The following is a 23,373-nucleotide window of genomic DNA, read 5'->3' as shown; positions in this document are numbered from 1 at the left end:
AATACACACTTAAAATAACGACTGATTTGGAAGATAAGCTGATTATGACCAGCCTTGCGCATCATGCGACAGAAAACCGCTCTGTAGCCGAATTTACTGAACAGGCTTACTTGAATTATGCCATGTACGTCATTATGGACCGTGCATTGCCGCATATCAGTGATGGCTTAAAGCCCGTACAGCGCCGTATTGTCTATGCTATGAGCGAGCTAGGCTTAAAAAGCAGTGGCAAGCCAAAAAAATCAGCGCGTACAGTGGGTGATGTACTTGGTAAATACCACCCACATGGTGACTCGGCATGTTATGAAGCCATGGTACTCATGGCTCAGCCATTTAGTTACCGCTATCCTTTAATCGAAGGTCAGGGGAACTGGGGTTCACCAGATGATCCTAAATCTTTTGCTGCGATGCGTTATACCGAAGCCAAACTCTCGGCTTATAGTGAATTATTGCTGAGCGAATTAGGTCAGGGCACTAGCGAATGGCAAGATAACTTTGATGGTTCTTTAAAAGAACCGATCACTTTACCTGCACGTGTACCTAATATTCTTCTTAATGGTACGACAGGTATTGCTGTCGGGATGGCAACTGATATCCCGCCACATAATTTGCGTGAAGTTGTAAAAGGCACAATTGCTTTAATCCGTAATCCGCAAACCTCGGACGAAAAATTAGCTGAATATATTCCGGCTCCGGATTTACCAACCAAAGCTGAAATTATTACCCCGCCAGAAGAATTACTCAAAATCCAGACCACTGGTCGTGGCAGTTACCGTATGCGAGCGGTATATACCATTGAGAAAAATGAAATCGTAATTACTGAGCTGCCATATCAAGTCTCTGGTTCTAAGGTAATTACTCAAATTGCTGACCAGATGCAGGCTAAAAAGCTGCCATTAGTGGTAGATGTGCGTGATGAATCGGATCATGAAAACCCGACACGACTCGTGATTGTACTGCGCTCTAACCGTATTGATGCGGAAGCAGTGATGAGCCACTTATTTGCGACCACTGATTTAGAATCAAGCTATCGTGTCAATTTAAACATGATTGGCGAAGATGGCCGTCCTCAGGTGAAATCAATTCGTCGTATTTTGCTTGAATGGATCGAGATCCGTAAAAAAACGGTAACTCGTCGTTTACAGTACCATTTAAACCGTATTGAAAAGCGCCTGCATATTTTGGCAGGTCTTTTAATTGCTTATCTCGATATTGATACAGTCATTCGTATTATTCGTGAAGAAGACCAGCCTAAGCCAGTCTTAATGGAACACTTCAATATTGATGAGATACAGGCCGAAGCGATTTTAGAGCTTAAATTACGTCATTTGGCAAAGCTTGAAGAGATGGAAATCCGTCATGAACAAGATGAACTTTCTGCGAAAGCTGCCATTATTCGTGAACAACTCGAAAATCCTGAATCTTTAAAAAACCTGATTATCAGTGAATTAAAAGAAGATGCGAAAAAGTTCGGTGATGAGCGCCGCTCTCCAATTGTTGCACGTGCTGAAGCGGTTCAAATTAAAGAACAGGATTTAATGCCAGCTGAAACGGTAACAGTCGTGTTGTCTGAAGCAGGCTGGGTTCGTGCGGCAAAAGGTGCGGATGTGGATGCCGAAAATCTGAACTACCGTGCTGGGGACCAATATTTAAGTCATGCTGTCGGTAAAACCAATCAGCGAGTTTACTTCCTTGATGAAACCGGGCGCAGCTATGCCTTGCCAATTAGTAACTTACCTTCAGCAAGAGGCTTGGGGGATCCATTAAGTTCTAAATTATCACCAGCAAGTGGCGTATCGTTTATTCAGGTTTATTTAGATGATGATGAGTCTGAGTTGATTGCTGCAAGTTCGGCAGGTTATGGTTTTAAAACGCAAACCAAGCAATTAGATACCAATGCGAAAGCTGGTAAGACATTCTTAACGGTTCCGGATAAGGCAAAGGCTTTACCACTCATTTCTGCCCAAAACATGACGCATTTGGCTGTACTGAGCTCAGCAGGGCGTTTGTTAATTTTAGATTTGGCAGAGCTACCAAATTTAAATAAAGGTAAAGGTAATAAGTTGATACAACTTGAAGGAAAAGAGCAAATTTTATCCATGACAACCCTGAACTTAGATGAAATAATTCAGGTGGTTGCAGGTCAACAACATCTCAAATTAAAAGGTGATGATCTACAAAAATACATGGGTAAACGTGCTTCGAAAGGTCAGCTCTTACCACGTGGATATCAAAAAGCAAATAAACTGTTGATTCAGAGATAAAGCTAGCGTCTGGCAACATAAATACGCTATATATGGCAACATGTTCAAGCAATGAACTGAACTTGTTGGTATTGAATAATGATTAAAAGGGCAGCAATTTGGAGTACGTAATTTGTACACCATGCAAAAAATTTGGCAGGCTTAAATTGTCAAAACTTCTGTCTCATAATCTTGTTCGAAAGTGTCATGAATGTGCCAATAAGTTTTAAATATGTTCTGGCACCAAGAAGCTAAAGAATAGCTGGGGCATTGAATAACAGTTATTACTAAGGATTACGAATCGGAGATAATGGCATTATGGAAAAGATTTGGTTTGCAGAATACCAAAAGACAGGGATTCCAGAAACAGTAGCATTGCCTGCAGAAAATACCTCACTTGTTGATATTTTTGAGCGTAATTTCCAAAAATTTGGTTCTCGTGATGCCTTTATCTTTATGGATAAAGCCATGTCATTTAACGAGTTGGAGCTTGCAAGCCGTAAGTTCGCGACCTATTTGCAAAATTTGGGGTTAGCAAAAGGTACGCGTGTGGCAGTAATGATGCCAAACGTGCTGCAGTATCCTGTAGTGGCATTGGCAGTCTTACGTGCAGGCTTGGTTTTAGTGAATGTTAACCCACTATATACTGCGCGTGAACTTGAGCATCAGTTGAATGACTCAGGTGCAGAAGTGCTCGTTATTATCGAGAACTTTGCAAGTGTTTACCAAAGCATTTTGGGTAAAACTCCAGTGAAGCATGTAGTTGTTGCTTCTGTCGGAGATATGCTAGGTACACTGAAAGGTACTTTGGTGAACTTTGTTTTACGTAAAGTCCGTAAACAAATTCCAGCTTGGAATATTCCTGGGCATGTTAAATTTAACAGTGCATTAAATAAAGAAAATCCAAGCAATTATAAACGTCCGACTTTAACTTTAAGTGATACTGCCGTGCTTCAATATACCGGTGGTACAACGGGTGTTTCAAAAGGTGCTGAGCTGACTCACCGCAATTTGGTTGCCAACCTTTTACAGTGTGACGGTATTTTCCAAAGCAAATTCGGTGCAAACGATGGTGCTAAAGGCGATCGTATTGTTTGCGCATTACCGCTTTACCATATTTTTGCGTTCATGGTTTGTGCGATGTACGGTATGTACAAAGGACAGGCAAATATCTTAATTCCGAACCCGCGTGACTTACCGGCTGTGATTAAGGAATTACGTAAATATCAACCTTCTTTCTTCCCTGCAGTAAATACATTATTTAATGCCTTGGTGAATAATGAAGAGTTCAAGCAACTTGACCATAGCAACTTAAAAATGGCAATGGGCGGTGGTATGGCAGTTCTGCCATCTACAGCAGAAGCTTGGAAGAAAATTACTGGTACCACCATTATTGAAGGTTATGGCTTATCAGAAACTTCACCAGTTGCAACTGCAAATCCACCTGCATCTACTGAATTTAGTGGCACCATTGGTATTCCATTACCGTTAACTGAGGTTGCAATTTTAGATGATGACGGAAAAGAAGTACCTTTGGGTGAACAAGGGGAAATCTCAATTCGTGGTCCTCAAGTCATGAAAGGCTATTGGAACCGTCCAGATGAGACTGCTAAAGTCATGACAGCAGATGGTTTCTTCCGTACCGGTGACATTGGTGTAATGGACAGCCGTGGATACGTCAAAATTGTAGACCGTAAAAAAGATATGATTTTGGTTTCTGGCTTTAACGTTTACCCAAGTGAAATTGAAGAAGTGATTGCTAAACATCCAAAAGTATTGGAAGTTGCTGCAATTGGTGTTCCAGATGAAAAATCAGGTGAAGTGCCAAAACTCTTTATTGTGAAAAAAGATCCAAGCTTAACTACAGAAGAAGTTTTGAACTTTGCTAAAGAAAACTTAACAGGCTATAAACGCCCTCGTTATGTTGAGTTTATGGATGAATTACCAAAATCAAATGTAGGCAAAATTTTACGTAAAGATTTACGTAAGCCTGCGTAATGATGAATAAAAAAAGCGCCGTAAGGCGCTTTTTTTAGTTTAATAGTTTTTCATAAACCAACGATCTACATAAGGACGACCAATTCCGACCATACCAACAAAAACTAACATGGTACCGAGTTGTAGACGTAAGTGAGTTACATCAAGTTGACTATAACTGAGGTAATTATCTACAAGACAATATATGGTAATCACAATGAGCCAGTGCCACAAAGGAAGTCTTTTGACACCCACAGCAATAAAGGTCACTGTTAAGATCACGAAGGTACCCAGTGTAGATTGCCAATTAAAATTCGCACAAATTACACTCAGTAAAAAAGCGACGATCGGTAATACAATTTTGAATATACGATCTACCTGAAGCTGGTTCTTCTTTTGCTTTTCTAAGACCTCGAACAATTCTTTTTGATCAGGTTGTTGCATACATAGCCCTATAAATCAGTGATGACATGCGGTTGCATAAAATTTCAGGTAAAAACGATGAGTTATGATAGCATGATCAACAGTATTTTCAGTGATGGATGGCACTATGCACGGCATCAGCAGCATTATCTATATTATTTTAGTGGCATGTTTGCTGCCATACGCATTTACCGTAATTGCAAAATTTACCGGTGGTTTTCAGCCCGTCGATAATCAGAACCCAAGAGACTTTCTTGCTAATACAAAGGGTATCGCTGCTCGGGCAAATGCAGTACAACAAAACAGTTTTGAAAGTTTACCTTTATTTTTAACAGCTATTTTGATGGCTGAATATATGGTGGTTCCTGAATACTTTATTTTAAGATTGGGCTGGGCCTATATTATTTTACGTGTGATTTATGGCATTTGCTACTTAAGTAATTGGGCTACTTTACGCTCTATCGTCTGGTTTTTATCATTGTTATGCCCAATATTCTTGTTGATCGTGACAATTAAGTTGACTTGAGTGTCATTCTGTCACCATTCATATCAACTTTCGCGTGTGCGCATTGTATAATCGGCATCATTTTGATGATATCCACGTTATAATCGAGTGGATTTTACATCTGACTTCATAACGAAAGAGTATTGATATGAGTTACAGCAATATCCCAGCAGGTAAAGATGCACCAAATGACATCTATGTCATCATTGAAATTCCTGCAAATGCAGCGCCAATTAAATATGAAATTGACAAAGATTCTGATGCATTGTTTGTAGACCGTTTTATGGGTACAGCAATGTTCTATCCAGCAAACTACGGTTATGTACCAAATACTTTGTCTGAAGATGGTGACCCATTAGATGTACTTGTTGTAACTCCACATCCTGTTGCTGCTGGTTCTGTAATCCGTTGCCGTCCAGTGGGCAAATTAAACATGGAAGATGACGGTGGTATCGACGCGAAATTAATCGCTGTTCCACACGAAAAATTATCTCCGCTTTACAAAGACGTTCAGGAATATACAGATCTTCCTCCATTGTTGATTAGCCAAGTTGAGCATTTCTTCAGCCACTATAAAGATTTAGAACCAGGCAAATGGGTGAAAATCAGCGGTTGGGAAGGTGCTGACGTTGCTAAAGCGGAAGTATTGAAAGCAATCGAAGCTGCTAAAAAATAAGCTCTAATTTTTAAGCCTAGAGTGTCGCAATTGATATTCTGGGCTTAATAAAAAACCTACCTGTGTGACCAGAGGTAGGTTTTTTTATGCTTGATAAATCTCTGAATTAGAATAATTTCACAGGAATATCTAAGAAAATACGCCATTCATTGGTATCACCGATGTAAGCGCCTTGGTAAGCATCACTTGCACGGTAGTAAGAGTTACGAATACGAAGGCTTGCATCTTTAGCAAAACCACTTTGAACTGTGTATTTCACTTGGTTAAAGAATTCGCGTTCTTGAGCATCATCAGTTACATTTCTAACCTTGATGTCCCAACCATATACAAATGCAGTGGTCCAGTTTAAACCAGGTAATACACCTAACTTGCCAAAATCAACATTGTATTGAATTTGAGCAGATTTCTCGTGGTTACCGATGAAATCAGACATATAAGAGTTTGGCAAATAAATACTTTGGAAACCATCAGCATTTTGGCCATAGTCGTAACCAACATTACCAGTGTTTTGTTGATATGCTAACATCACACTATGTGGACCAGTCGCATAAGTACCTGAAATAGCCCAAATATTATTGGTCTTTTCTTCGCCAGCTATACCATCCGTAGCATAATTTGGTGCTACAGTTCCAGTTGCTGAATAAGTGTGTGCATTTGCATCAAACTTAGTATGGTATCCACTAAAATCATAAGTTAATGAACTGTCATTTGCTAAAGGTTGTTTAAAGTTAACATTAGCATAATGGCGTTCAAGAGCATTTTTGCTGTCTAAGCCATAATAAGATGCATTTAAGTTATCATTAAACTTATATTTAGCACCCCAAACAATTGCACGGTCAAGACCTCTGCCAGAAGCATCCGCATCGGTATTGATTTGGTCAGACATTTGGTCTTTAGTAAATTTACCAGCAACAACCTCAAGGTTCTTGATTTCATGGCTAGTTAATAAAGTACCTGTGAAGTATTCAGGAACCATACGTCCTGTATTACTTGCAAGGACTGGTAAGTCGAGTACTTGAGTACCGTAACGTACTGTTGTATTCGAGAAACGTGCCTTAATGCTGCCACCACCACGAGCCCAGTGGTCGTAAGCTGAACCATCGTTGTGTTTTGGAATCATTTGGTTTCCAGCGTTTTTGTTTTCGCCAATTTTAAATGATCCATCACCAACAACGCCTACACCGAAACCAACGATACCAGGGGTAAAGCCAGATTCGATACTTACAATTGCTGATTGAGCAACTGAGCTGGTATCTTTCGCGCCCTGTTTTTTGTCACGAGTTAGATAACCTGTACGGAAGAGAATAGAACCGTTCGCATCTTCAACAAATCCTTTTGCCTCACTTTGCTCGCTTGCCTGAGCTGAGGAAATTATTGCCGCAGAAATGAGAACTGCTAATGTAAGTTTTTGTGCTTTTAGCATATTTAAAGAACCTCATAAAAACGATAAATCCTGTGCCTTGTTATTGTTCAGGGCCTAGGATTTCCATCAATTGTATAAGTAATCTATAAAAAAGATATATTTTTGTTCATTTTATTTTATATATGCTATGCAGGATTTGATTAATGTGGTAGATAAGTTTAACTAGATTTATTTTTAAATTTTTATAGTTAATTTATTGTTTAAAATAAAAAAAGTAATTTATTTTTTAGTTGAATTTTACCATTTTTTCTTATGTGAAAATTTTAAAAACACTTGATTTTTGTGTTCAATTTTTACTCTTTTTTGTTTGATATGTTTACTTTTTAATCTCATCTTAAGCAATTTTCTTGAGCAATTTTTAGTAATCTCACTCTATATTGTTACTTTATAACATTTTTATATCAAAAAATTGTTTAAAACAGAGACAAAAGCAATGTCAGAAAACCCATAGACTTTATCGATCAAATTTAGTGCGATAATTTGCATGAAATTTGTGCAATTTATTTTTTATTTATATTTTCGTGCGGAAAAAGCCCAAAATGGTTCATAAATAAAAATAAGGGTTAAATAAAGAGGCTCTGTACTAATAAATTTATGGAGTTTTTATCTCCTTATGTAGAAATGAAATAGAGACTTTACACCTTACCATTCAATATTACCGAGCTCGGCTTGGTTATTTCCGATAAGGTGTTTTCTCATGTCTTCTTTATATTTTAAGCAGACAAATTATTCATACTTTATTGTTATATATAAAAATAATTATTTAGGAGGTTTTTATTTTTCGCGTTGTATAAGTTTTTTAGTCTCTAAATTAATGAAGTGTAGCGATACCAAATATGAACTTGGCACAGCAATTGCTAAAGCTTAAGCAACAAAATTTGTTTAAGTCATATAAATCGTGCGTTCATTGTGGGGGAGATCAAAATGATGAAGTTTGCACTTAAAGCAGTAACAGTCGGCGTACTCACGGCAGGTTCAACCATGGTTATGGCTGAAGATGCTCCATCTTTTTACGGCATCACCGCAACTGGTAGTGTGGCCGCTACTACAGATTATCGCTTCCGTGGTATTACGCAGTCTTCAAACAACCCAGCTATTCAAGGTGGTTTCACTTTCTCTCATAAGTCAGGTGCTTATGTTGCGCTTTGGGGGTCAAGCGTAGACTTTAATACACCTGGTGTTTCAACTGAAACTGATATCTCGTTAGGTTATACCAACACCTTAAAACTGTCAGACACACTTGCACCGACTTATGATGTTGGTGTGATCCGTTATGGTTATATTGGCTCTGATTCAAAATTCACTAATCCATACAATGGTGACACTGGTTTTGACTTTACCGAGTTTTACGGAAAATTAACGTTTGCAGATTCTTTATTTAAAGGTGATGCCCTTAGTGTCGGCGTGAATTATTCTAACGATTACTGGGGCCACTCTGACGAGTTCTGGTATTTTAACGTGGGTTATTCGGCACCAATTGCAGACACCGGATTTACTGGACTTGCTTCAGTTGGTTATAACAAGCTTAAAAACAAAGATTCTTTACTTGTAGTTGCTGGTGGACCAGGTGAAGATGATAGCTATATTGATTATAAAGTCGGCGTAAACTATAACATCTTGGGTATTGTTGCTGAGCTAGATGTTGTCGGTACAGATATTAGTACTTCTGGCATGACTGATGCCCAGAAAAAACCTTATGACACAGGTTTAGTGTTTAGTTTAACTAAAACATTCTAAGTTGGGGTTTTAAAAAAGCGGGTCAATAAACCCGCTTTTTTATTAGTTTTCTATTTCAGAAAGTAGTTGTTTTAACTGATTAAGCTCAATATCCGTGGCTTTGGTCAACGGCTTGCGTGGTGCTCCTGCAGCGACACCTTTTAGTTGTAAACCAGCTTTAATCGTTTTAGGCAGACCACCACTTACAATAAAGCGTAGTAGAGGAAGTTGCTGATAAAATGACTTCTGGGCCTGTTCCAATTCGCCATTTTTTACATGTTCAATGAGCTGTTGAGGTCGTTGTCCTAACAGATTGGGTGCTGCTGTACACCAACCGCTTGCTCCTGCGCATAAAGCTTCTAAAGCTAGAGGGTTACAGCCGTTATAAAACGGAAGTTCACCTTTTGATAGCTCATAAATTTTATGCATGCGCTGAATATCGCCGCTGCTTTCTTTTACCATCATAATATTTGCAATGTTATTAAACATGCGCACGATTAATTCAGGAGACATATCAACACCACTGGTCGCGGGGTTGTTATAAATCATAATTGGTAGAGTAGTTTCTTGGGCAATTGCTTGATAATATTCAAAAATCTCTTGGTCTGTTAGCTTCCAATAAGATACAGGAATCACCATAAGTGCATCTGCACCATAGCTTTGCGCGATTTGAGCTTTTTTGATGGCTTGATTAGTCGTGAGTTCTGAAATTCCAATAATAACAGGCACGCGCTTATTAATGCTTTCAATTGAAGTTTTCGCGACTAAGCACCATTCATCCCATTCAAGATAAGCGCTTTCACCTGTACTGCCTAAAGGTGCAATCGCGTCGCAGCCATTTTCAATAAGTAAATCCAGCATTTGTTTTAGAACAGGAAGATTGATAGTGTTGTCATCAGAAAAGGGAGTAACAGGGTAGCCAATAATGCCGTTTAATTTCATAGTCGAGGTCTCTTTTTAAATACAGTCAGAATGTTTTTTCAAAGCTTTACGTGCGTAGTAAGCAAAGTTCACTTTGTTGCGTTTATCGGTAGATACCCAATCATGGGCTTCTGCTGCCAAAGCGTGGGGGATAGGCTGGATTTGTCCGGCAGACATGGCTAAAAGTTGCAGTTGAGCTGCGCGTTCAATTAAAAGAGCTAAGTTGCATGCTTCTTCAATGGTTTTTCCTGTGACCAATTGACCATGATGAGACAATAAAACAGCGCGGTTTTTACCCAGCGCGGAAGAAATCAAAAGACCTTCTTCATTACCTACAGGAACTCCCGGCCAATGACCTACAAATGAGCAGTCTTCGTAAAGTGCGCAAACGTCCATTTGGGAAACCATAAGTGGAATCTGTAACATCGATAGAGCCGCTACATGGGTAGGATGCGTATGGATAATACAGTTCACTTCTGGGTGTTCTTTATAAATCCATGTGTGGAAACGGTTGGCTGGGTTTGCCATGCCTTCTTGATTGATGGGTTCTAAGTCCTGATTCACCTCAAGCAAGTTTGAAGCAGTAATTTCATCAAAACCTAAACCGAAACGTTGAGTAATAAAGGTTTCTTTATTTTCACTACGGCATGTAATTTGACCCGCTAAACCAGCGTCATGCCCATGATCGAATAAAATACGGCAAGTCAGTGCAAGCTTTTGACGGTCTGTTAAATCTAAGTCGCTCATCCACTTTTGCATGTCTTGCTGTGCGTGTTGCATCAAGTCGTGTTTATTTACAGAAGCAGTCTTCATCTCTTCTCCAGTCCAGTTGACCAAATTAAGTAGGTGAAGGCAGAATAGAAAATATCTGGATGGATAAATACATCCAGTTTTTATAAGTTATATGGTCCAGATGGGGCGAATATGCTAAGACCTTGGCAAATACATTTCCGCATTGATGAAAGAGAAGAAAAAACGGTTTTTCTAAAACTAACTAACTTGATTAGTCAGGAAATTTTGAGTGGCCGTTTAGTACAGGGCACTATGCTGCCGGGGTCTCGCAGCCTGTCAAAAGAATTGGGAATTAATCGAAAAACGGTACAAGCAGTTTATGAAGAATTGGAGGCACAAGGTTGGCTTGTGACTCGGCCTCGAAAAGGCACATTTGTGGCAGATGTTTTACCGGAAAAAAAGCCTCATATAGAGCCAAGAGCTGATCGAAAAGTTAGTAATAAACCAATAATTCAACAAGTTGCTCAGCGGCCCCATAACGATGGTGTGCCAGATCCGAGGCTTATTCCCTATGAATTGTTTTCGAGGGCCTATCGGCACGCACTCATTAAAATTACTCAAAACCAGTATATGGGATATGGTGACCCACGCGGTATGGCTGAACTAAGGCAGGCTTTAAAACAAATGTTGTCGATGGAACGTTTCATGAATGTTGCGGAAGATGAGATTTGTATTGTACGTGGTAGCCAGATGGGAATTTTTCTTGCCTCTCGAGCATTACCCAATCGGCAGGGCGTTATTGTCGTTGAAGAGCTGTATTACCCATCTGCTGTTAAAGCGTTCCAATCAAATGGCTTTCAAGTGGTTTCTGTCAAATTAGATGATCAAGGTATTGTTATTGAAGATCTTGAACGGATTTTAAAAGAACACTCGGTTGCAGCAATTTATACAACGCCACATCATCAGTACCCTACAACCGTTACCATGACAATGAGCCGCCGTCTTCAACTCTTAGAGCTTTCAAAAAAATGGGGGTTTTACATTATTGAAGATGACTATGACCACGAATTCCACTATGACAGCCGGCCTATGCCACCCTTAGCAAGTTTGCCCCATTCTGAGTTGGTTATTCATGTAGGTTCATTGTCTAAAGTTTTTGCACCCGGTATTCGGTTAGGTTACATCGTGGCAGCTCCAACCATCATTCAAACTATTACTGAAGATATTTTATTGATTGATCGGCAGGGCAATAATATTACAGAACTCGCTTTAGCAGATTTAATGCAACGAGGGGAGATCAAGCGTCATATTCGTAAAATGAAAAAGATTTATCAGTTACGTCGAGACCATGCGTTAGCTGAGTTTCAAAGAGTTTTTGCTGAAAGTATTGAGATACAACCGCCTGCGGGTGGAATGGCTTTGTGGGTAAAATTTCAGAAATCATTTACTCAAGATCAGCTCATAAAGCTAAAAGAACTCAACATTGATACAGAGCAGAAGTTTAAACAGAAAGAATGTGCTAATCATTGTATTCGCTTTGGTTTTGCAGCTTTATCAGAGAAAGAAATCACCTCTCTAATTGAGACCTTAAATGAAGCTCTTTAATAAAAGAACAGCGGACTCATAATCCGCTGTTTAATTTTAAGAATGATTACCTCGATAAGAGAGTGCTTCTGTAAGATGAGGACTTTGAATGATCTCACTTTGAGCCAAATCGGCAATAGTACGAGCAACCCGTAAAACGCGATGATAAGCACGAGCAGATAAATTTAAACGTTGCTGAGCCATTTCAATCATTCGCTGTGAAGTACTATCGAGAACGGCATGTTGTTCCAGTTGTTTTGGTGAGAGCGCCTGATTCAAACAACCCTGTCTTTGCATTTGTTGTTCATAAGCATAAATCACACGTTGTCGCACAGTTGTAGAATCTTCTGCAGGCGTTGGGTCTTGCAGTTCTTGAGCTTTTAATGGCGGTACATCAATATGTAAATCGATGCGGTCGAGTAACGGTCCCGATATGCGGTTTTGATAGCGTTTAATGCTTTCTGGTGAACACTGACAACGGCTATCTTGATTAAATGCATACCCACATGGACAAGGATTCATTGCTGCAATGAGCTGAAAGTTCGCCGGATAAGTAATTTGCCGAGCCGCACGTGAAATAATGATTTCTTTTGACTCAAGCGGTTGGCGTAAGACTTCTAGAACCTTTCTGTCAAACTCGGGGAGTTCATCTAAAAATAGAACACCTAAATGAGATAAAGTAATTTCACCCGGTTTAGGGTGTGAACCGCTGTCATTTACAAAGAACTATGCGACAATTTAAGTATGAGTCAATAACTTAGAACACTTTTTACAAAGAACTGTGCGACAAATCTTATAATGAACTATGCGACGGAACCAAGAATGTACAATCAATTATGCGACACGGTAAAGATCGTACCGGCCCGAAGAAAAGTTGGTAATACACGCATTAGTGTATCTGGTCTGTACCCTTTTAAAAAAGATTCTGCTGTTGCTTTTGAATCTACACTTGAAAGAGATTTTCTTATCCGTTTGGAAATTGATCCCAACGTTCTTGCTGTTGAGTCTCAACCATTTACTATTGAGTATATTGATAATGGAAAGAAACGGGTTTATACCCCCGACTTTTTAGTAACTTATAAACATGATAACTATCTTCCTTTTATTCCCCCTAAATTAGTCGAAGTAAAGCCGGCAGCAGAGTTAGAACAGAATTTAAATCTTTGGAAAACAAGATACCGTGCTGCTATGACTATTTGCAAAGAAGAAGGCTGGAAATTCCATATCGCGCATGAAGGACGTATTCGTGATCGGTTATGGTTAAATGCTATGTTTCTGCAAAAATACCGAAAAATGAACTTTTCTTTCGCCGATTCAAAACATTTAATAGATTATGTACGAGATCGGGAAGTCGTCACTTTTGACACACTTTTAGCACGGCATTTTTCCGGTAAATGGGACCGTGCAAATGGCATTAGTCAAATTTGGTATTTAGTTGCTCATGGTTATTTAGTATGTGATCTAAGTCAGCCTTTGCAGCCTTCTACGGAACTTTGGACAAGCGGAAATTACTATGAATGATAGACGTATAAATATCAAGATTGCTGCTGGTGAATCCGTTCAGGTTAAAGGTGTTCCGCATACAATTCTTGAGATCATTGATCTTAAATCTGTCTTTGTTGAAAACAAGAATACGGGCAGAAAAGGTATTGCTGCTATTAGTGAATTGGAACCAGCACTACCCACTGAAAAGTATGAAGATATAAATCTCATTCCTGATAAAGATTGGGTGGAAGCTGAAAGGCGTTTCAATATCATCCGCCCCTTCATTGAGGAGGGTGTGAGTGGTCGTAAGGAAGTAGAGTTACGTGCGAAACAACATGATATAAACCCGGCAACTGTATATAGATGGTTAAAAATCTATAACGCATATGGAACTATTGATGGACTGAGACCTAAAAAAGAGGGTTTGCCTCAAGGTCAAAAAATGATTAATAAGCATGCCGAAGCAATTATTGAAAAAGCGATTAAAGATTTATACCTGACCAATCAGAGAATAAGTGTTCAAAAAGTTGTACTTGAGGTGAAACGCTTATGCCATGAATATCATATTCTTGATGTCCCTCATGCAAATACGGTACGAAATCGTATAGCAGCGATTAGTCAAAAAGAAGCTCTTCGTAAAAGAGGACATAAAGAAAAGGCAAATAATAGATTTACTCCTGCTGCTGGAAAATTTCCACATGCAGATTATCCACTTGCAGTGGTTCAGATTGACCATACCCCAGTGGACCTTATTTTAGTAGATGATTTTAATCGACAACCTATTGGACGTCCTTATCTAACCCTTGCAATTGATGTCTTTTCACGGGTTGTTGTCGGTTATTACCTTTCTTTAGATGCGCCTTCTGTAATGTCGATTGCTATGTGTGTATCTCAAGCAGTATTACCTAAAGAGAAATGGCTGGCCTTACGCAAAATCCAGACTGAGTGGCCTGTTTGGGGAATTATGAATACGATTCATGTAGACAATGGTTCCGAATTCCATTCAGAAACTTTCAGAAATGCCTGTATGGCGCATGATATTCGTCTCGAATATCGACCTGTTAAAAAACCACGCTTTGGTGGACATATTGAACGTTTGATGGGGACATTTGCTACAGATATTCATGCAGTACCAGGTACTACTTTCTCTAATATTTTTCAAAGAAAAGACTATAACTCTGATACAGAAGCCGTTTTCACATTTACAGAGTTTGAGGATTGGCTGATTGACTTTATCTGTAATGTTTACCATAAACGGAAACACTCAGCTTTAGGTACATCACCTCTACATGCTTTTGAACTTGGTATTTTTGGTGATAAGAATACTTTAGGATCTGGTGCAGCCAGATTACCTGCAAATGATCATAATTTTTTCCTTGATTTTTTACCGAGTTTTGAACGAACTATTCAAACCACAGGCGTAACTATTGATGGGCTGTCATATTATTCGGATGTATTGAGAGGCTGGATCAATTCAGTAGACCCTGATAACCATAAAGAGAAACGTAAGTTTATTTTTAGACGTGATCCACGGAATATCAGTGAAATATGGTTCTTTGACCCGGAAATCAAAAACTATTTTAAGGTTCCTTTAGCAGATCAAAGTATTCCGCCTTTTAGTATCTGGGAACATAAAAAAATTCAGGAACTGAAAAAAGAAACTGGTGAATATTTAAAAGATCATGAGCTTGGACAGGCTTTGGCTAAACTTCGTGAACGAGTACAAGAAGCGAGTACTAAGACTCGTCGTGCTCGCAGATCATATCAGCGTAGTACTCAACATCAACAGAGTATTAACCCTGCCTCAATTCAGGATAAAAAATCTCAGCAAGAGAGCACAGTTATGGAGCAACAACTTGAAAACTTATATGGGTTATTACCTTTAGATGAGCTAGAAAATGATGAGGATATTTCATGAGTAATTATCCACATATTTTCCAGGAATTTCGCCCTATTGTTGATCAATCTAATGAGGATCGGCTGTACTTTCTTGAAGAGGATCGTTGGATCGGATACCCGGCAGCGAATGATTTATTAGATCAGTTAAAGGGCATGCTTACCCTCCCAAAACGAAGTCGTATGCCTAATTTACTGGTGTTAAGTAAGCCTAATAATGGTAAGACATCAATCATTAACCAATTTTTTAAGCTCTATGGTGAGGGATATATCAATGAGCTGAATAATGCAGTAAAGCCTGTCATTGTTGTTCAAGCACCTGTTTCCCCTGATGAGAAAGCTTTATATATGGCGATCCTGGATAGATTTTGGGAACCTTTCCGGGAAAGAGATCCGGTTGCTAAATTAAGGTATCAGGTTGTGCACTGTCTTAAACTTTATGAGGTGAAGCTACTCATTATTGATGAGATGAATTCTTTATTATGTGGGACCCCCATTAAGCAGAGAACAGTCATGAATGCGATCAAATACTTGTGTAATGAAACCCAGATCCCGGTGGTGGGTTTTGGTACGGAAGAAGCAGTCCGTGTACTTTATACAGATCCGCAGCACGTGAGCCGTTTTCGTGTTGTTAACTTACCTTTATGGCAGCTTGATAAAGAATTTCAGGCTCTAGTAAATAAATTTGAAAAAGTACTTCCGCTTAAACAACCTTCAAGATTAGCTGAGCCAGCCACGGTAAAGTATTTACATGACATTACTGAAGGAAACTTAGGAAATTTACGTAGTTTGTTAAGAGAGGCTGCCAAGAAAGCTATTATTTCAGGTCAGGAATATATTGATCATCATTTATTAGAAGATGTGAGATAGTCTGTGAGGCTCCAATATGGCACCTACCCGAGAGACTTATTATTGGGTAACCCGAACACCTTTATTTCAGGATGAAGCTTTATCCTCTTGGTTAATACGGGTTGCCCTTGGATGCGGTTGTGATCCATTAAGTTTAACGGGAATAATTTGGCCTAAATGGAGAGTATGGACTATAGATATTGATAAAGGACTTAATCAAGAATATTTAGAAATATTAGCTCGTAAGACAGCTGTCAGTCAGGATCAATTAAATAACGCTACTTTTAAGGAATTATTTGTACAAAATAATGAACTAAACCCTCATCAATGGATTCTAGCTTTAGGTACAAGAAATCGTAAACATAGTGGCGGCTGGCAATATTGCCCGAAGTGCTTGGAAGAAGATCCTGTTGCTTACTACCACCTGAATTAGCGGTATGTATTACATGTGGGTTGTACTAAGCATCAGTTACGCTTAGTAGACCAGTGCCCCCACTGTCATAAGGCTATTCAACCAAGGTTATTGGAAGCCCCGGATCGAACTCTATCTTGCTGTGCTATATGTAAAAAGAAACTTCCTGATGTGAAAGCCAATACCATTGATCAAAATGCTTTGAGATTACAGGAAGATTTTGACCTTTTTCTAAGGCAAGGATATGCGATTTATACAAATACTTTAATTTCTATATCAGAATGGTTGAACGTCATTCAGGTCTTTAATCAATTCATTCGAAAAGTTCTTAGAGGTCCCTTAAATAGTAAGGGTTGGGCATTTTTAAAGGCTTTAGGAATTAAAATACCCCACATACAACTTTTATCGACAGGTTTAGTTCTTAGCCAACTTTCAGTAATGGAAAGAGAGCGAATCTTTTCCTATATTTATCAACTTTTAAATATCCCTCAAATAAGACTTATCGAAATAGCTCATTCTTTAAAGATGAATAGAACCTCTTTCTGGGATAAGAGATGTAGAATACCTGAAATATTACAGCCTCTAGAAAGACAACTAGACAAAGTTTCTCGGAAGTATCTCTTAATAAAAAAGGTTTCAGAAATTCCTAAACCTACGAGTAAAAAAACTATATTGCGAAAGATGAGGAGATTAAAGCAAAAGATCTCCTAAATTGAGGGAGAATAAGGAATGCCTCAATGTGATGAATGTGGCCGAAGCGTTAAAAAAATTCATAAAAACTATAAATCAAATAAATTCTGTCATACATGTTATGTACGGGTATTTAAAAAACGGGAATGTTCATCCTGCGGAAGTCTGGCTAGATTATATAAATATGATCATTTGGCAATTTGCCAGAAATGTGAAAACAATAGGCCATGTATTCGTTGTCAAAGAGTTGATTATTCCATAGGAAAAATTACAGAGAATGGTCCAGTTTGTAAAAGTTGTTCCGTTTATTTTAGAGAGTTTCAAGCTTGTGAGCGTTGTGGATGTCTTTCACAGAAACTTTTCCGAATTAGCCGTTTTGCAGATAATTTAAGAGTCTGTCCTAAGTGTGCAACTCGTGATTGTAGAACTTGCCCGTGTTGTCGCCGGTATCGCCTACTTGAAGTAGACATTTCAACAGGTCAGATGTACTGCAAAAAATGTTTAACTGGCCAACCTCATCCTTGCTTGTCTTGTAAACAGGAAATCCCGGCTGGACGTGGGAGTTATTGTGAAATATGTTCTTGGCACCAGGCTCTGGAGCGAAAAGTTGCGAAGCTGGTAAATAATCTAAAAGACGTAAACCTTAGACAACATTTTAAAAATTATTCTAAATGGCTTGAACAACGAGTTGGGCCACATAAAGCAGTATTATTTAGTGTTAAACATATAAAGTTTTTTGAAGTAACAAATGATCTTTGGAAGGAGCAAATTCCAGCTTATCGTGACTTCCTTGCACGATTAAGATCAAGTGGCTTACGTAAGTTCGTACTACCTATGCAATGGTTAACTCAAGTACATCATCTTGAAGTAGATATACAAGCAAAAGAATTTTGTTCTGAGCTGGACCAATTGAATAAGTTGAAAGATATTTGCCCGGAAACTTCATCCTCAGCTCAAATTCTTCAAGAGTACTATGAAGTATTAATGAATAGAGTATATAACGGCAAAACAAGTATTCGTTCTGCCCGATTAGCAATGAAACCTGCAGCAGCCTTAATGATACAGATCAGTAAATCAAGGTTTAAACTGCCACGGCTATGGCATATCAAGCACTATCTTTCTGAGCATCCTGGTCAGGCTGCCGCTCTTACAGGATTTCTAATTTTTTTAAATCAGAATTACGGTACCCATTTAGATTTTTCATTTACTAAAAACTCTAGTTTTCTAAAAACAGTTAGAAACAAGAAGTTAGAAAAAGAGATTATCAAACTAATAATGATAGCTGAGAGTAGTTTTGATCTTTTGTTGTGGACTAGGCTTTGCTTAAGGTTTTTCCATAAGTTAGATGTCGCCAACGCTAAACAAATACAACTAAATATGGTCAATGAAGTTGAAGATGGATTGGTTGTGAGTTTTAGAAATGAAAGTTTCTGGATACCCAAAAGAAGTAATTTCCTTGATAGAAGACAAGTACAAACCTAGATATGCAGTGTATTGATGTCTCTGCTTTTAAATTATAAAGGCCACTTATGCCGACTAGGGAATAGAAGCTTTCTATCCCCGTGTGTAATTAAAACGCATATGAAATCACTGGGGCTGAGGGCTTTGTACAAGTTTTAAATTTTGAAGATTATTTTCTTTAGTTAAATTTTGAGGGACCTCTTTCTTTTCTGCTTGGTTATGGGAAAGCGAGGTTTTATCTGAGTGATCATGATCTGTAATTTTACTTAATTCACTGTCATCAAGAGCATGCATAGTTTTAGGTGAAGCTGGTTTAGCCCATACCGAAGTAAGCATTACAACAGACATAACAGCAATAAAGATTTTTTTCATCCATGAAATCATTGCTTATTACTCCCGTTACTCAATCCCGACTACAGTTGTAATATATCCAGTCGTTAAAAGGATCATTAGGCCTAATGACATTTCAAATAAAATGGCATAACCCAACTGTCCGGCAAATTTTGGGTCTTGTAAGCGAGGAGTAAAATACCATTTGTTAAAGGCAGCTAATAATAAAATGCTTAGAACAAATGCGATCTTAATAATAAAACCATGCCCATAAGGAGTATTTAGTAGCGTATTAAAATCTTTAATGAGTAACAGCGCAATACTGGCACCACAAGCGAGTAGAATTCCTACAACAAATGTTGCGATTCTTCCAAATAAGTGCATGCGATCTTTTAATGATAGACCAGTAATTTTTTTAGTTGTTCTCCATAAAGGGAAAAGTGATCCCATCCATAAGGACATTACAAGTACATGTATTGATAATAAGAATTGAGCGAATAAAGGTAAATTCGTAACATGGCCTAGTTGTGAAAAACTAAAAACTATGGGGATGAGCAGGATGGTAAAAATTGTCCCTTCTACTTTGGAAATCTGGATAGTCCCTTTACTAAGCTTTACGAGCATAAATAACAGTAAAAGTGCGAAGCTGACTGAACGGATGATATGGATATGCCCAGTAGGTGTATTTACTAAGATATTAATGTAGTTACTGTCCCACATCCCAGAAAGACCTGTATTGGCAAAACTTCCTATAAGAACGAAGAAACCTAAAGTACTTGAAATAAAGCCTAATCCGGCACCGATAGTAATGTACTTTAGGAGAGTTTTCTTGATTTCTACATAGCGTCCCAGTAGAAAATAGCTAAAGGCGCCCCCAACGACAAAGGCTATTCCTAAATATAAAACGACTTTAATCAGCCACGTTGCATATATCCAAGTTTCAGGATTCATATTTATTCCCCGGCGATAGTAATATGCCAGCAAGCTGCTGGCATATAGACTACTGGTGTTTTATGGTTATTTCGCTGATTTAATGGTGAAGCTATATTCACCATTCATGTTATGACCATCAGCACCCATTGTGGTCCAAACCACTGTGTACTTGCCTTTCTTAAGTTTAGGTACTGCGACTTCAAATGATTTTTTTAAATCATGAGTTACCTGGTAATTTAAAGGGATGTCTTTACGTTGAGCGTCAAGTAATTTGACATTCATTAACATGACTTCATCACCAAAATTCAGAGTTATATTTTTTGGCTGGCTTGCTACAGATGCATTAATAGCCGGAGTAGCACTTTCAAGTTTGACATGAGCAAATGCGCTTGAAGCAGCTACAACCATAGTCGCACCTACTAGTACATTACGTAGAGCCGACACTTTATTCTGGAAAATTTTCATTTCATCACCTTTTTAAAATTAGTACTTGCTAAGTAATGACCCAGTGAAATTCCTAAATTGATCGAGTTGGTCATCACTCTTTGTATGCCTATTATTTAAGAATGAGAGAAACGTCTTGATGACTCCAAAATTACATTTTTGTCATTTTTAGAATTGAAAACTCACAAGTGCTACACTGACTTTATCAAGAAAAATGTTCATTAAATATTCAAATAACCGGAAATTTATTTCTGTCCAAAGCTAATTGTTTTTTTAAAAAAATTAAATATGAAGGAGGTTTATATATGGACCATCATCATGAAAAGAAAACTATAAATGAAGCATTTAAAGATCCTGTCTGTGGCATGGCTGTAACAGAAGAATCTAAATTTCATGAACAGGTTGGCAATAAGACTTTTTACTTTTGTAGTGAAAAATGTCAGATAAAATTTAAGCATGATCCTGCTTTATATATTGCTAAAGAAAATGGATCTGCTTCCGCAAATGCCTCTCTAAATAAGATGGAGGCACAGTCAAATAGTGTAAATGCAAATACCTCATCAATTTATACTTGCCCAATGCATCCGGAAATCCGGCAAAATCATCCCGGTAACTGCCCCATATGCGGTATGTCCCTGGAACCATTACTACCCAATCTAGATGAAGCTGATGATAATCCTGAACTTAAAGATTTTAAAAGAAGATTTTGGTACACCTTACCTTTAACCCTCATCGTCGTATTTTTGGCGATGTTCGGGCATCAGTTGAACTGGTTTGAAATGAAGGTGCAAAGCTGGATTGAACTTGTCCTTACTTTACCTATCGTCTTTTGGGCAGGTTGGCCATTTTTTGTTAGATGTTGGCATTCAATTTTAAATCGTAGTCCGAATATGTGGACTTTAATTGGAATTGGGACTGGAGCTGCATTTATTTATAGTGTCGTTGGGACTTTAGCCCCACAAGTTTTCCCAGCGTCTTTCATCTCTATGGGGCGTGTTGCTGTCTATTTTGAGGCAACAGCCGCAATCATTTCACTGACCTTATTAGGCCAGGTTCTTGAGTTAAAGGCACGTTCGCAAACTTCTACAGCAATAAAATCTTTACTTGGGTTGGCACCAAAAACTGCAAGAAAAATTAATAAAGATGGTACAGAGGAAGATATTCCACTTTCCCATGTCCATGTTGGAGATTTACTGAGAGTGCGGCCAGGTGAAAAAGTACCTGTTGATGGAATAATTACAGAAGGTTCTAGTTCTATTGATGAGTCGATGTTAACGGGAGAGCCGGTTCCGGTAACAAAACGTATAGGTGACCAAGTCATAGGTGCGACAATGAATATGAACGGTTCATTAGTGATGCGCTCGGAAAAGGTCGGCTCTTCAACAGTACTTTCACAGATAGTTCAAATGGTGGCACAAGCTCAGCGTTCTAAAGCCCCTATGCAAAGAATGGCAGATCAGGTAGCCGGCTGGTTTGTGCTGGTGGTGATCGGTATATCTATCCTTACCTTTTTTGGTTGGGGAATATTTGGACCAGAACCAAGTTGGGTATACGGACTAATCAATGCTGTCGCAGTTTTAATTATTGCTTGCCCGTGTGCTTTAGGATTGGCTACACCCATGTCAATCATGGTCGCAACAGGTCGTGGTGCATCCAATGGCGTACTCTTCCGTGATGCCGCAGCAATAGAAAATTTACGTAAGATTGATACATTAATTATTGATAAAACAGGCACCTTAACAGAAGGCCGCCCCTCGTTTGATAAGGTCATTGCTTTATCCGGATATGAAGAGAATGAAGTTCTCAGATTAGCTGCCAGCTTGGATCAAGGTAGTGAACATCCCTTGGCGGATGCAATTGTACGGGCTGCCCGTGAAAGAAATCTTGTACTAACAACACCAACATCTTTCGAGTCAGGTTCCGGAATTGGTGTGAAGGGCGAGTTAGACGGGCAACAATTAGCATTAGGCAATACAGCCCTAATGGAACAACTCGGCATATCAGTTGATACATATATCCCTCAAGCGGAGCAATTAAGAGCAGAAGGTGCAAGTGTTATGCATTTGGCTGTTGATGGGAAGCTCGTAGGGTTATTGGCTGTTTCAGATCCAATCAAAGCGAGTACACCTGAGGCTGTGCATGCTCTGAAGAATTCTGGTTTAAGAATTATAATGGCCACAGGAGATGGTTTAACTACTGCAAAATCAGTTGGTGCTAGATTAGGTATTGATGAAGTTTATGGAGAAGTTAAACCGGCAGATAAACTGGAACTGGTTAATAAATTACAAAACGAAGGAAGAATGGTTGCAATGGCAGGTGATGGCATTAATGATGCCCCAGCTTTAGCTCAAGCAGATATTGGTATTGCAATGGGAACAGGAACAGATGTGGCCATGAATAGTGCTCAAGTCACTTTAATCAAAGGTGATTTACGGGGTATAGAGATCGCTCGTTCCCTGTCAGAGGCCACTATTAAAAATATGAGGCAAAACCTAATGTTTGCATTTCTTTATAATGCTTTAGGCATCCCTTTAGCTGCGGGTATTTTATATCCATTTACCGGTTGGCTACTTTCTCCTATGATCGCAGCTTTAGCAATGAGCCTAAGTTCAGCATCGGTTATTGGTAATGCTTTAAGATTACGTAGTTAAGAAAGGATCATTCTCTGACTAC

At 38.7% G+C, this 23,373-nt stretch carries 18 protein-coding genes and 3 pseudogenes; 13 read left to right on the top strand and 8 right to left on the bottom strand.

Translation table 11 applies throughout. The annotated features are described in order from the left end of the window. The first annotated feature begins 44 nt into the window (after positions 1–44). The gene (gene parC, locus KNQ97_RS15840; protein WP_000202262.1) at positions 45–2,264 is read left to right on the top strand and encodes a DNA topoisomerase IV subunit A; all 2,220 of its coding nucleotides are present in this window, start codon (positions 45–47) and stop codon (positions 2,262–2,264) included. A gap of 297 nt (positions 2,265–2,561) precedes the next feature. Next, positions 2,562–4,241 (top strand): long-chain-fatty-acid--CoA ligase, encoded by a 1,680-nt coding sequence (locus KNQ97_RS15835; RefSeq protein ID WP_000411991.1) that lies wholly within the window; start codon positions 2,562–2,564, stop codon positions 4,239–4,241. A 39-nt stretch (positions 4,242–4,280) separates the two neighbouring features. Here the strand turns inward: KNQ97_RS15835 and KNQ97_RS15830 are convergent, their stop codons facing one another. Further along, complete coding sequence (locus KNQ97_RS15830) at positions 4,281–4,664, bottom strand: hypothetical protein (protein WP_031987858.1); 384 nt, start codon at positions 4,662–4,664, stop codon at positions 4,281–4,283. Between the two features lie 106 nt (positions 4,665–4,770). Here KNQ97_RS15830 and KNQ97_RS15825 point away from each other — a divergent pair, with 106 nt between their 5' ends. Together KNQ97_RS15825 and ppa are read left to right on the top strand one after the other, a co-directional pair. Beyond that, positions 4,771–5,169: an MAPEG family protein gene (locus tag KNQ97_RS15825; RefSeq protein ID WP_000546045.1), complete on the top strand. Its 399-nt coding sequence runs from the start codon at positions 4,771–4,773 to the stop codon at positions 5,167–5,169. A gap of 127 nt (positions 5,170–5,296) precedes the next feature. Continuing rightward, on the top strand, positions 5,297–5,824 hold the full coding sequence (gene ppa / locus KNQ97_RS15820) for an inorganic diphosphatase (RefSeq protein WP_000122443.1): 528 nt from the start codon (positions 5,297–5,299) through the stop codon (positions 5,822–5,824). A gap of 106 nt (positions 5,825–5,930) precedes the next feature. On the opposite strand, the gene KNQ97_RS15815 is transcribed toward ppa, so the two are convergent. Further along, positions 5,931–7,247, bottom strand: a complete 1,317-nt coding sequence (locus KNQ97_RS15815) for an OprD family outer membrane porin (RefSeq protein WP_253612438.1) — start codon at positions 7,245–7,247, stop codon at positions 5,931–5,933. Positions 7,248–7,944: 697 nt separating this feature from the next. Between KNQ97_RS15815 and KNQ97_RS15810 the strand changes: the two genes are divergently transcribed. Further along, the gene (locus KNQ97_RS15810) at positions 7,945–8,115 is read left to right on the top strand and encodes a hypothetical protein (protein WP_000097143.1); all 171 of its coding nucleotides are present in this window, start codon (positions 7,945–7,947) and stop codon (positions 8,113–8,115) included. A gap of 56 nt (positions 8,116–8,171) precedes the next feature. Further along, positions 8,172–8,984 carry a TorF family putative porin gene (locus KNQ97_RS15805; RefSeq protein ID WP_000975217.1) on the top strand — a complete coding sequence of 271 codons (813 nt, stop codon included), beginning with the start codon at positions 8,172–8,174 and terminating at the stop codon, positions 8,982–8,984. Between the two features lie 42 nt (positions 8,985–9,026). Here the strand turns inward: KNQ97_RS15805 and KNQ97_RS15800 are convergent, their stop codons facing one another. Both KNQ97_RS15800 and KNQ97_RS15795 read right to left on the bottom strand, forming a co-directional pair. Further along, positions 9,027–9,905, bottom strand: a complete 879-nt coding sequence (locus tag KNQ97_RS15800; protein WP_065717670.1) for a dihydrodipicolinate synthase family protein — start codon at positions 9,903–9,905, stop codon at positions 9,027–9,029. Positions 9,906–9,920: 15 nt separating this feature from the next. Next, on the bottom strand, positions 9,921–10,697 hold the full coding sequence (locus tag KNQ97_RS15795) for an aldolase (protein WP_000845032.1): 777 nt from the start codon (positions 10,695–10,697) through the stop codon (positions 9,921–9,923). 111 nt (positions 10,698–10,808) lie between these two features. On the opposite strand from KNQ97_RS15795, the pseudogene KNQ97_RS15790 reads away from it, so the two are divergent. Further along, a pseudogene (locus KNQ97_RS15790) lies at positions 10,809–12,243 on the top strand (PLP-dependent aminotransferase family protein). A gap of 14 nt (positions 12,244–12,257) precedes the next feature. Here the strand turns inward: KNQ97_RS15790 and KNQ97_RS15785 are convergent. Next, positions 12,258–12,908, bottom strand: a pseudogene (locus KNQ97_RS15785) (ATP-binding protein); the annotation flags it as partial. Positions 12,909–13,022: 114 nt separating this feature from the next. On the opposite strand from KNQ97_RS15785, the gene KNQ97_RS15780 reads away from it, so the two are divergent. The 5 genes and pseudogenes from KNQ97_RS15780 (at position 13,023) to KNQ97_RS15760 (ending at position 19,014) form a co-directional block, all read left to right on the top strand. Beyond that, on the top strand, positions 13,023–13,721 hold the full coding sequence (locus KNQ97_RS15780) for a heteromeric transposase endonuclease subunit TnsA (protein WP_033846894.1): 699 nt from the start codon (positions 13,023–13,025) through the stop codon (positions 13,719–13,721). After that, positions 13,714–15,603 (top strand): DDE-type integrase/transposase/recombinase, encoded by a 1,890-nt coding sequence (locus KNQ97_RS15775; protein ID WP_033846895.1) that lies wholly within the window; start codon positions 13,714–13,716, stop codon positions 15,601–15,603. Before KNQ97_RS15780 ends, KNQ97_RS15775 begins: the two co-directional genes overlap by 8 nt. Further along, positions 15,600–16,451 (top strand): TniB family NTP-binding protein, encoded by an 852-nt coding sequence (locus KNQ97_RS15770; RefSeq protein ID WP_033846896.1) that lies wholly within the window; start codon positions 15,600–15,602, stop codon positions 16,449–16,451. Before KNQ97_RS15775 ends, KNQ97_RS15770 begins: the two co-directional genes overlap by 4 nt. Positions 16,452–16,467: 16 nt before the next feature. Then, positions 16,468–17,553 (top strand): annotated as a pseudogene (locus KNQ97_RS15765) (TniQ family protein). A gap of 18 nt (positions 17,554–17,571) precedes the next feature. Then, positions 17,572–19,014, top strand: coding sequence for a hypothetical protein (locus KNQ97_RS15760; protein WP_033846898.1), 1,443 nt, complete (start codon positions 17,572–17,574; stop codon positions 19,012–19,014). 105 nt (positions 19,015–19,119) lie between these two features. Here the strand turns inward: KNQ97_RS15760 and KNQ97_RS15755 are convergent, their stop codons facing one another. The 3 genes from KNQ97_RS15755 to KNQ97_RS15745 form a co-directional block, all read right to left on the bottom strand. After that, on the bottom strand, positions 19,120–19,377 hold the full coding sequence (locus KNQ97_RS15755; RefSeq protein ID WP_033846899.1) for a hypothetical protein: 258 nt from the start codon (positions 19,375–19,377) through the stop codon (positions 19,120–19,122). 15 nt (positions 19,378–19,392) lie between these two features. Then, positions 19,393–20,274, bottom strand: coding sequence for a copper resistance D family protein (locus KNQ97_RS15750; protein WP_253612437.1), 882 nt, complete (start codon positions 20,272–20,274; stop codon positions 19,393–19,395). A gap of 66 nt (positions 20,275–20,340) precedes the next feature. Beyond that, positions 20,341–20,721 carry a copper resistance protein CopC gene (locus KNQ97_RS15745; protein WP_000689220.1) on the bottom strand — a complete coding sequence of 127 codons (381 nt, stop codon included), beginning with the start codon at positions 20,719–20,721 and terminating at the stop codon, positions 20,341–20,343. A 284-nt stretch (positions 20,722–21,005) separates the two neighbouring features. On the opposite strand from KNQ97_RS15745, the gene KNQ97_RS15740 reads away from it, so the two are divergent. Further along, positions 21,006–23,351 carry a heavy metal translocating P-type ATPase gene (locus KNQ97_RS15740; RefSeq protein ID WP_000349575.1) on the top strand — a complete coding sequence of 782 codons (2,346 nt, stop codon included), beginning with the start codon at positions 21,006–21,008 and terminating at the stop codon, positions 23,349–23,351. Positions 23,352–23,373: the final 22 nt, after the last annotated feature.

This window comes from Acinetobacter sp. UC24323 (genome assembly GCF_024151445.1).
GTDB lineage: Bacteria > Pseudomonadota > Gammaproteobacteria > Pseudomonadales > Moraxellaceae > Acinetobacter > Acinetobacter baumannii.
This window is presented reverse-complemented; position numbering and strand designations above follow the sequence as displayed.

Excerpts from the sequence above, each read along its gene's own strand:
- KNQ97_RS15740 (WP_000349575.1), top strand. The coding sequence starts at position 21,006 with ATGGACCATCATCATGAAAAGAAAACTATAAATGAAGCATTTAAAGAT.
- KNQ97_RS15815 (WP_253612438.1), bottom strand. The coding sequence starts at position 7,247 with ATGCTAAAAGCACAAAAACTTACATTAGCAGTTCTCATTTCTGCGGCA.
- KNQ97_RS15800 (WP_065717670.1), bottom strand. The coding sequence starts at position 9,905 with ATGAAATTAAACGGCATTATTGGCTACCCTGTTACTCCCTTTTCTGAT.
- KNQ97_RS15810 (WP_000097143.1), top strand. The coding sequence starts at position 7,945 with ATGTCTTCTTTATATTTTAAGCAGACAAATTATTCATACTTTATTGTT.
- KNQ97_RS15775 (WP_033846895.1), top strand. The coding sequence starts at position 13,714 with ATGAATGATAGACGTATAAATATCAAGATTGCTGCTGGTGAATCCGTT.
- KNQ97_RS15760 (WP_033846898.1), top strand. The coding sequence starts at position 17,572 with ATGCCTCAATGTGATGAATGTGGCCGAAGCGTTAAAAAAATTCATAAA.
- KNQ97_RS15795 (WP_000845032.1), bottom strand. The coding sequence starts at position 10,697 with ATGAAGACTGCTTCTGTAAATAAACACGACTTGATGCAACACGCACAG.
- KNQ97_RS15835 (WP_000411991.1), top strand. The coding sequence starts at position 2,562 with ATGGAAAAGATTTGGTTTGCAGAATACCAAAAGACAGGGATTCCAGAA.
- KNQ97_RS15770 (WP_033846896.1), top strand. The coding sequence starts at position 15,600 with ATGAGTAATTATCCACATATTTTCCAGGAATTTCGCCCTATTGTTGAT.
- KNQ97_RS15825 (WP_000546045.1), top strand. The coding sequence starts at position 4,771 with ATGCACGGCATCAGCAGCATTATCTATATTATTTTAGTGGCATGTTTG.
- KNQ97_RS15750 (WP_253612437.1), bottom strand. The coding sequence starts at position 20,274 with ATGAATCCTGAAACTTGGATATATGCAACGTGGCTGATTAAAGTCGTT.
- KNQ97_RS15755 (WP_033846899.1), bottom strand. The coding sequence starts at position 19,377 with ATGATTTCATGGATGAAAAAAATCTTTATTGCTGTTATGTCTGTTGTA.
- KNQ97_RS15830 (WP_031987858.1), bottom strand. The coding sequence starts at position 4,664 with ATGCAACAACCTGATCAAAAAGAATTGTTCGAGGTCTTAGAAAAGCAA.
- parC (WP_000202262.1), top strand. The coding sequence starts at position 45 with ATGACCAGCCTTGCGCATCATGCGACAGAAAACCGCTCTGTAGCCGAA.
- KNQ97_RS15805 (WP_000975217.1), top strand. The coding sequence starts at position 8,172 with ATGATGAAGTTTGCACTTAAAGCAGTAACAGTCGGCGTACTCACGGCA.
- ppa (WP_000122443.1), top strand. The coding sequence starts at position 5,297 with ATGAGTTACAGCAATATCCCAGCAGGTAAAGATGCACCAAATGACATC.
- KNQ97_RS15780 (WP_033846894.1), top strand. The coding sequence starts at position 13,023 with ATGTACAATCAATTATGCGACACGGTAAAGATCGTACCGGCCCGAAGA.
- KNQ97_RS15745 (WP_000689220.1), bottom strand. The coding sequence starts at position 20,721 with ATGAAAATTTTCCAGAATAAAGTGTCGGCTCTACGTAATGTACTAGTA.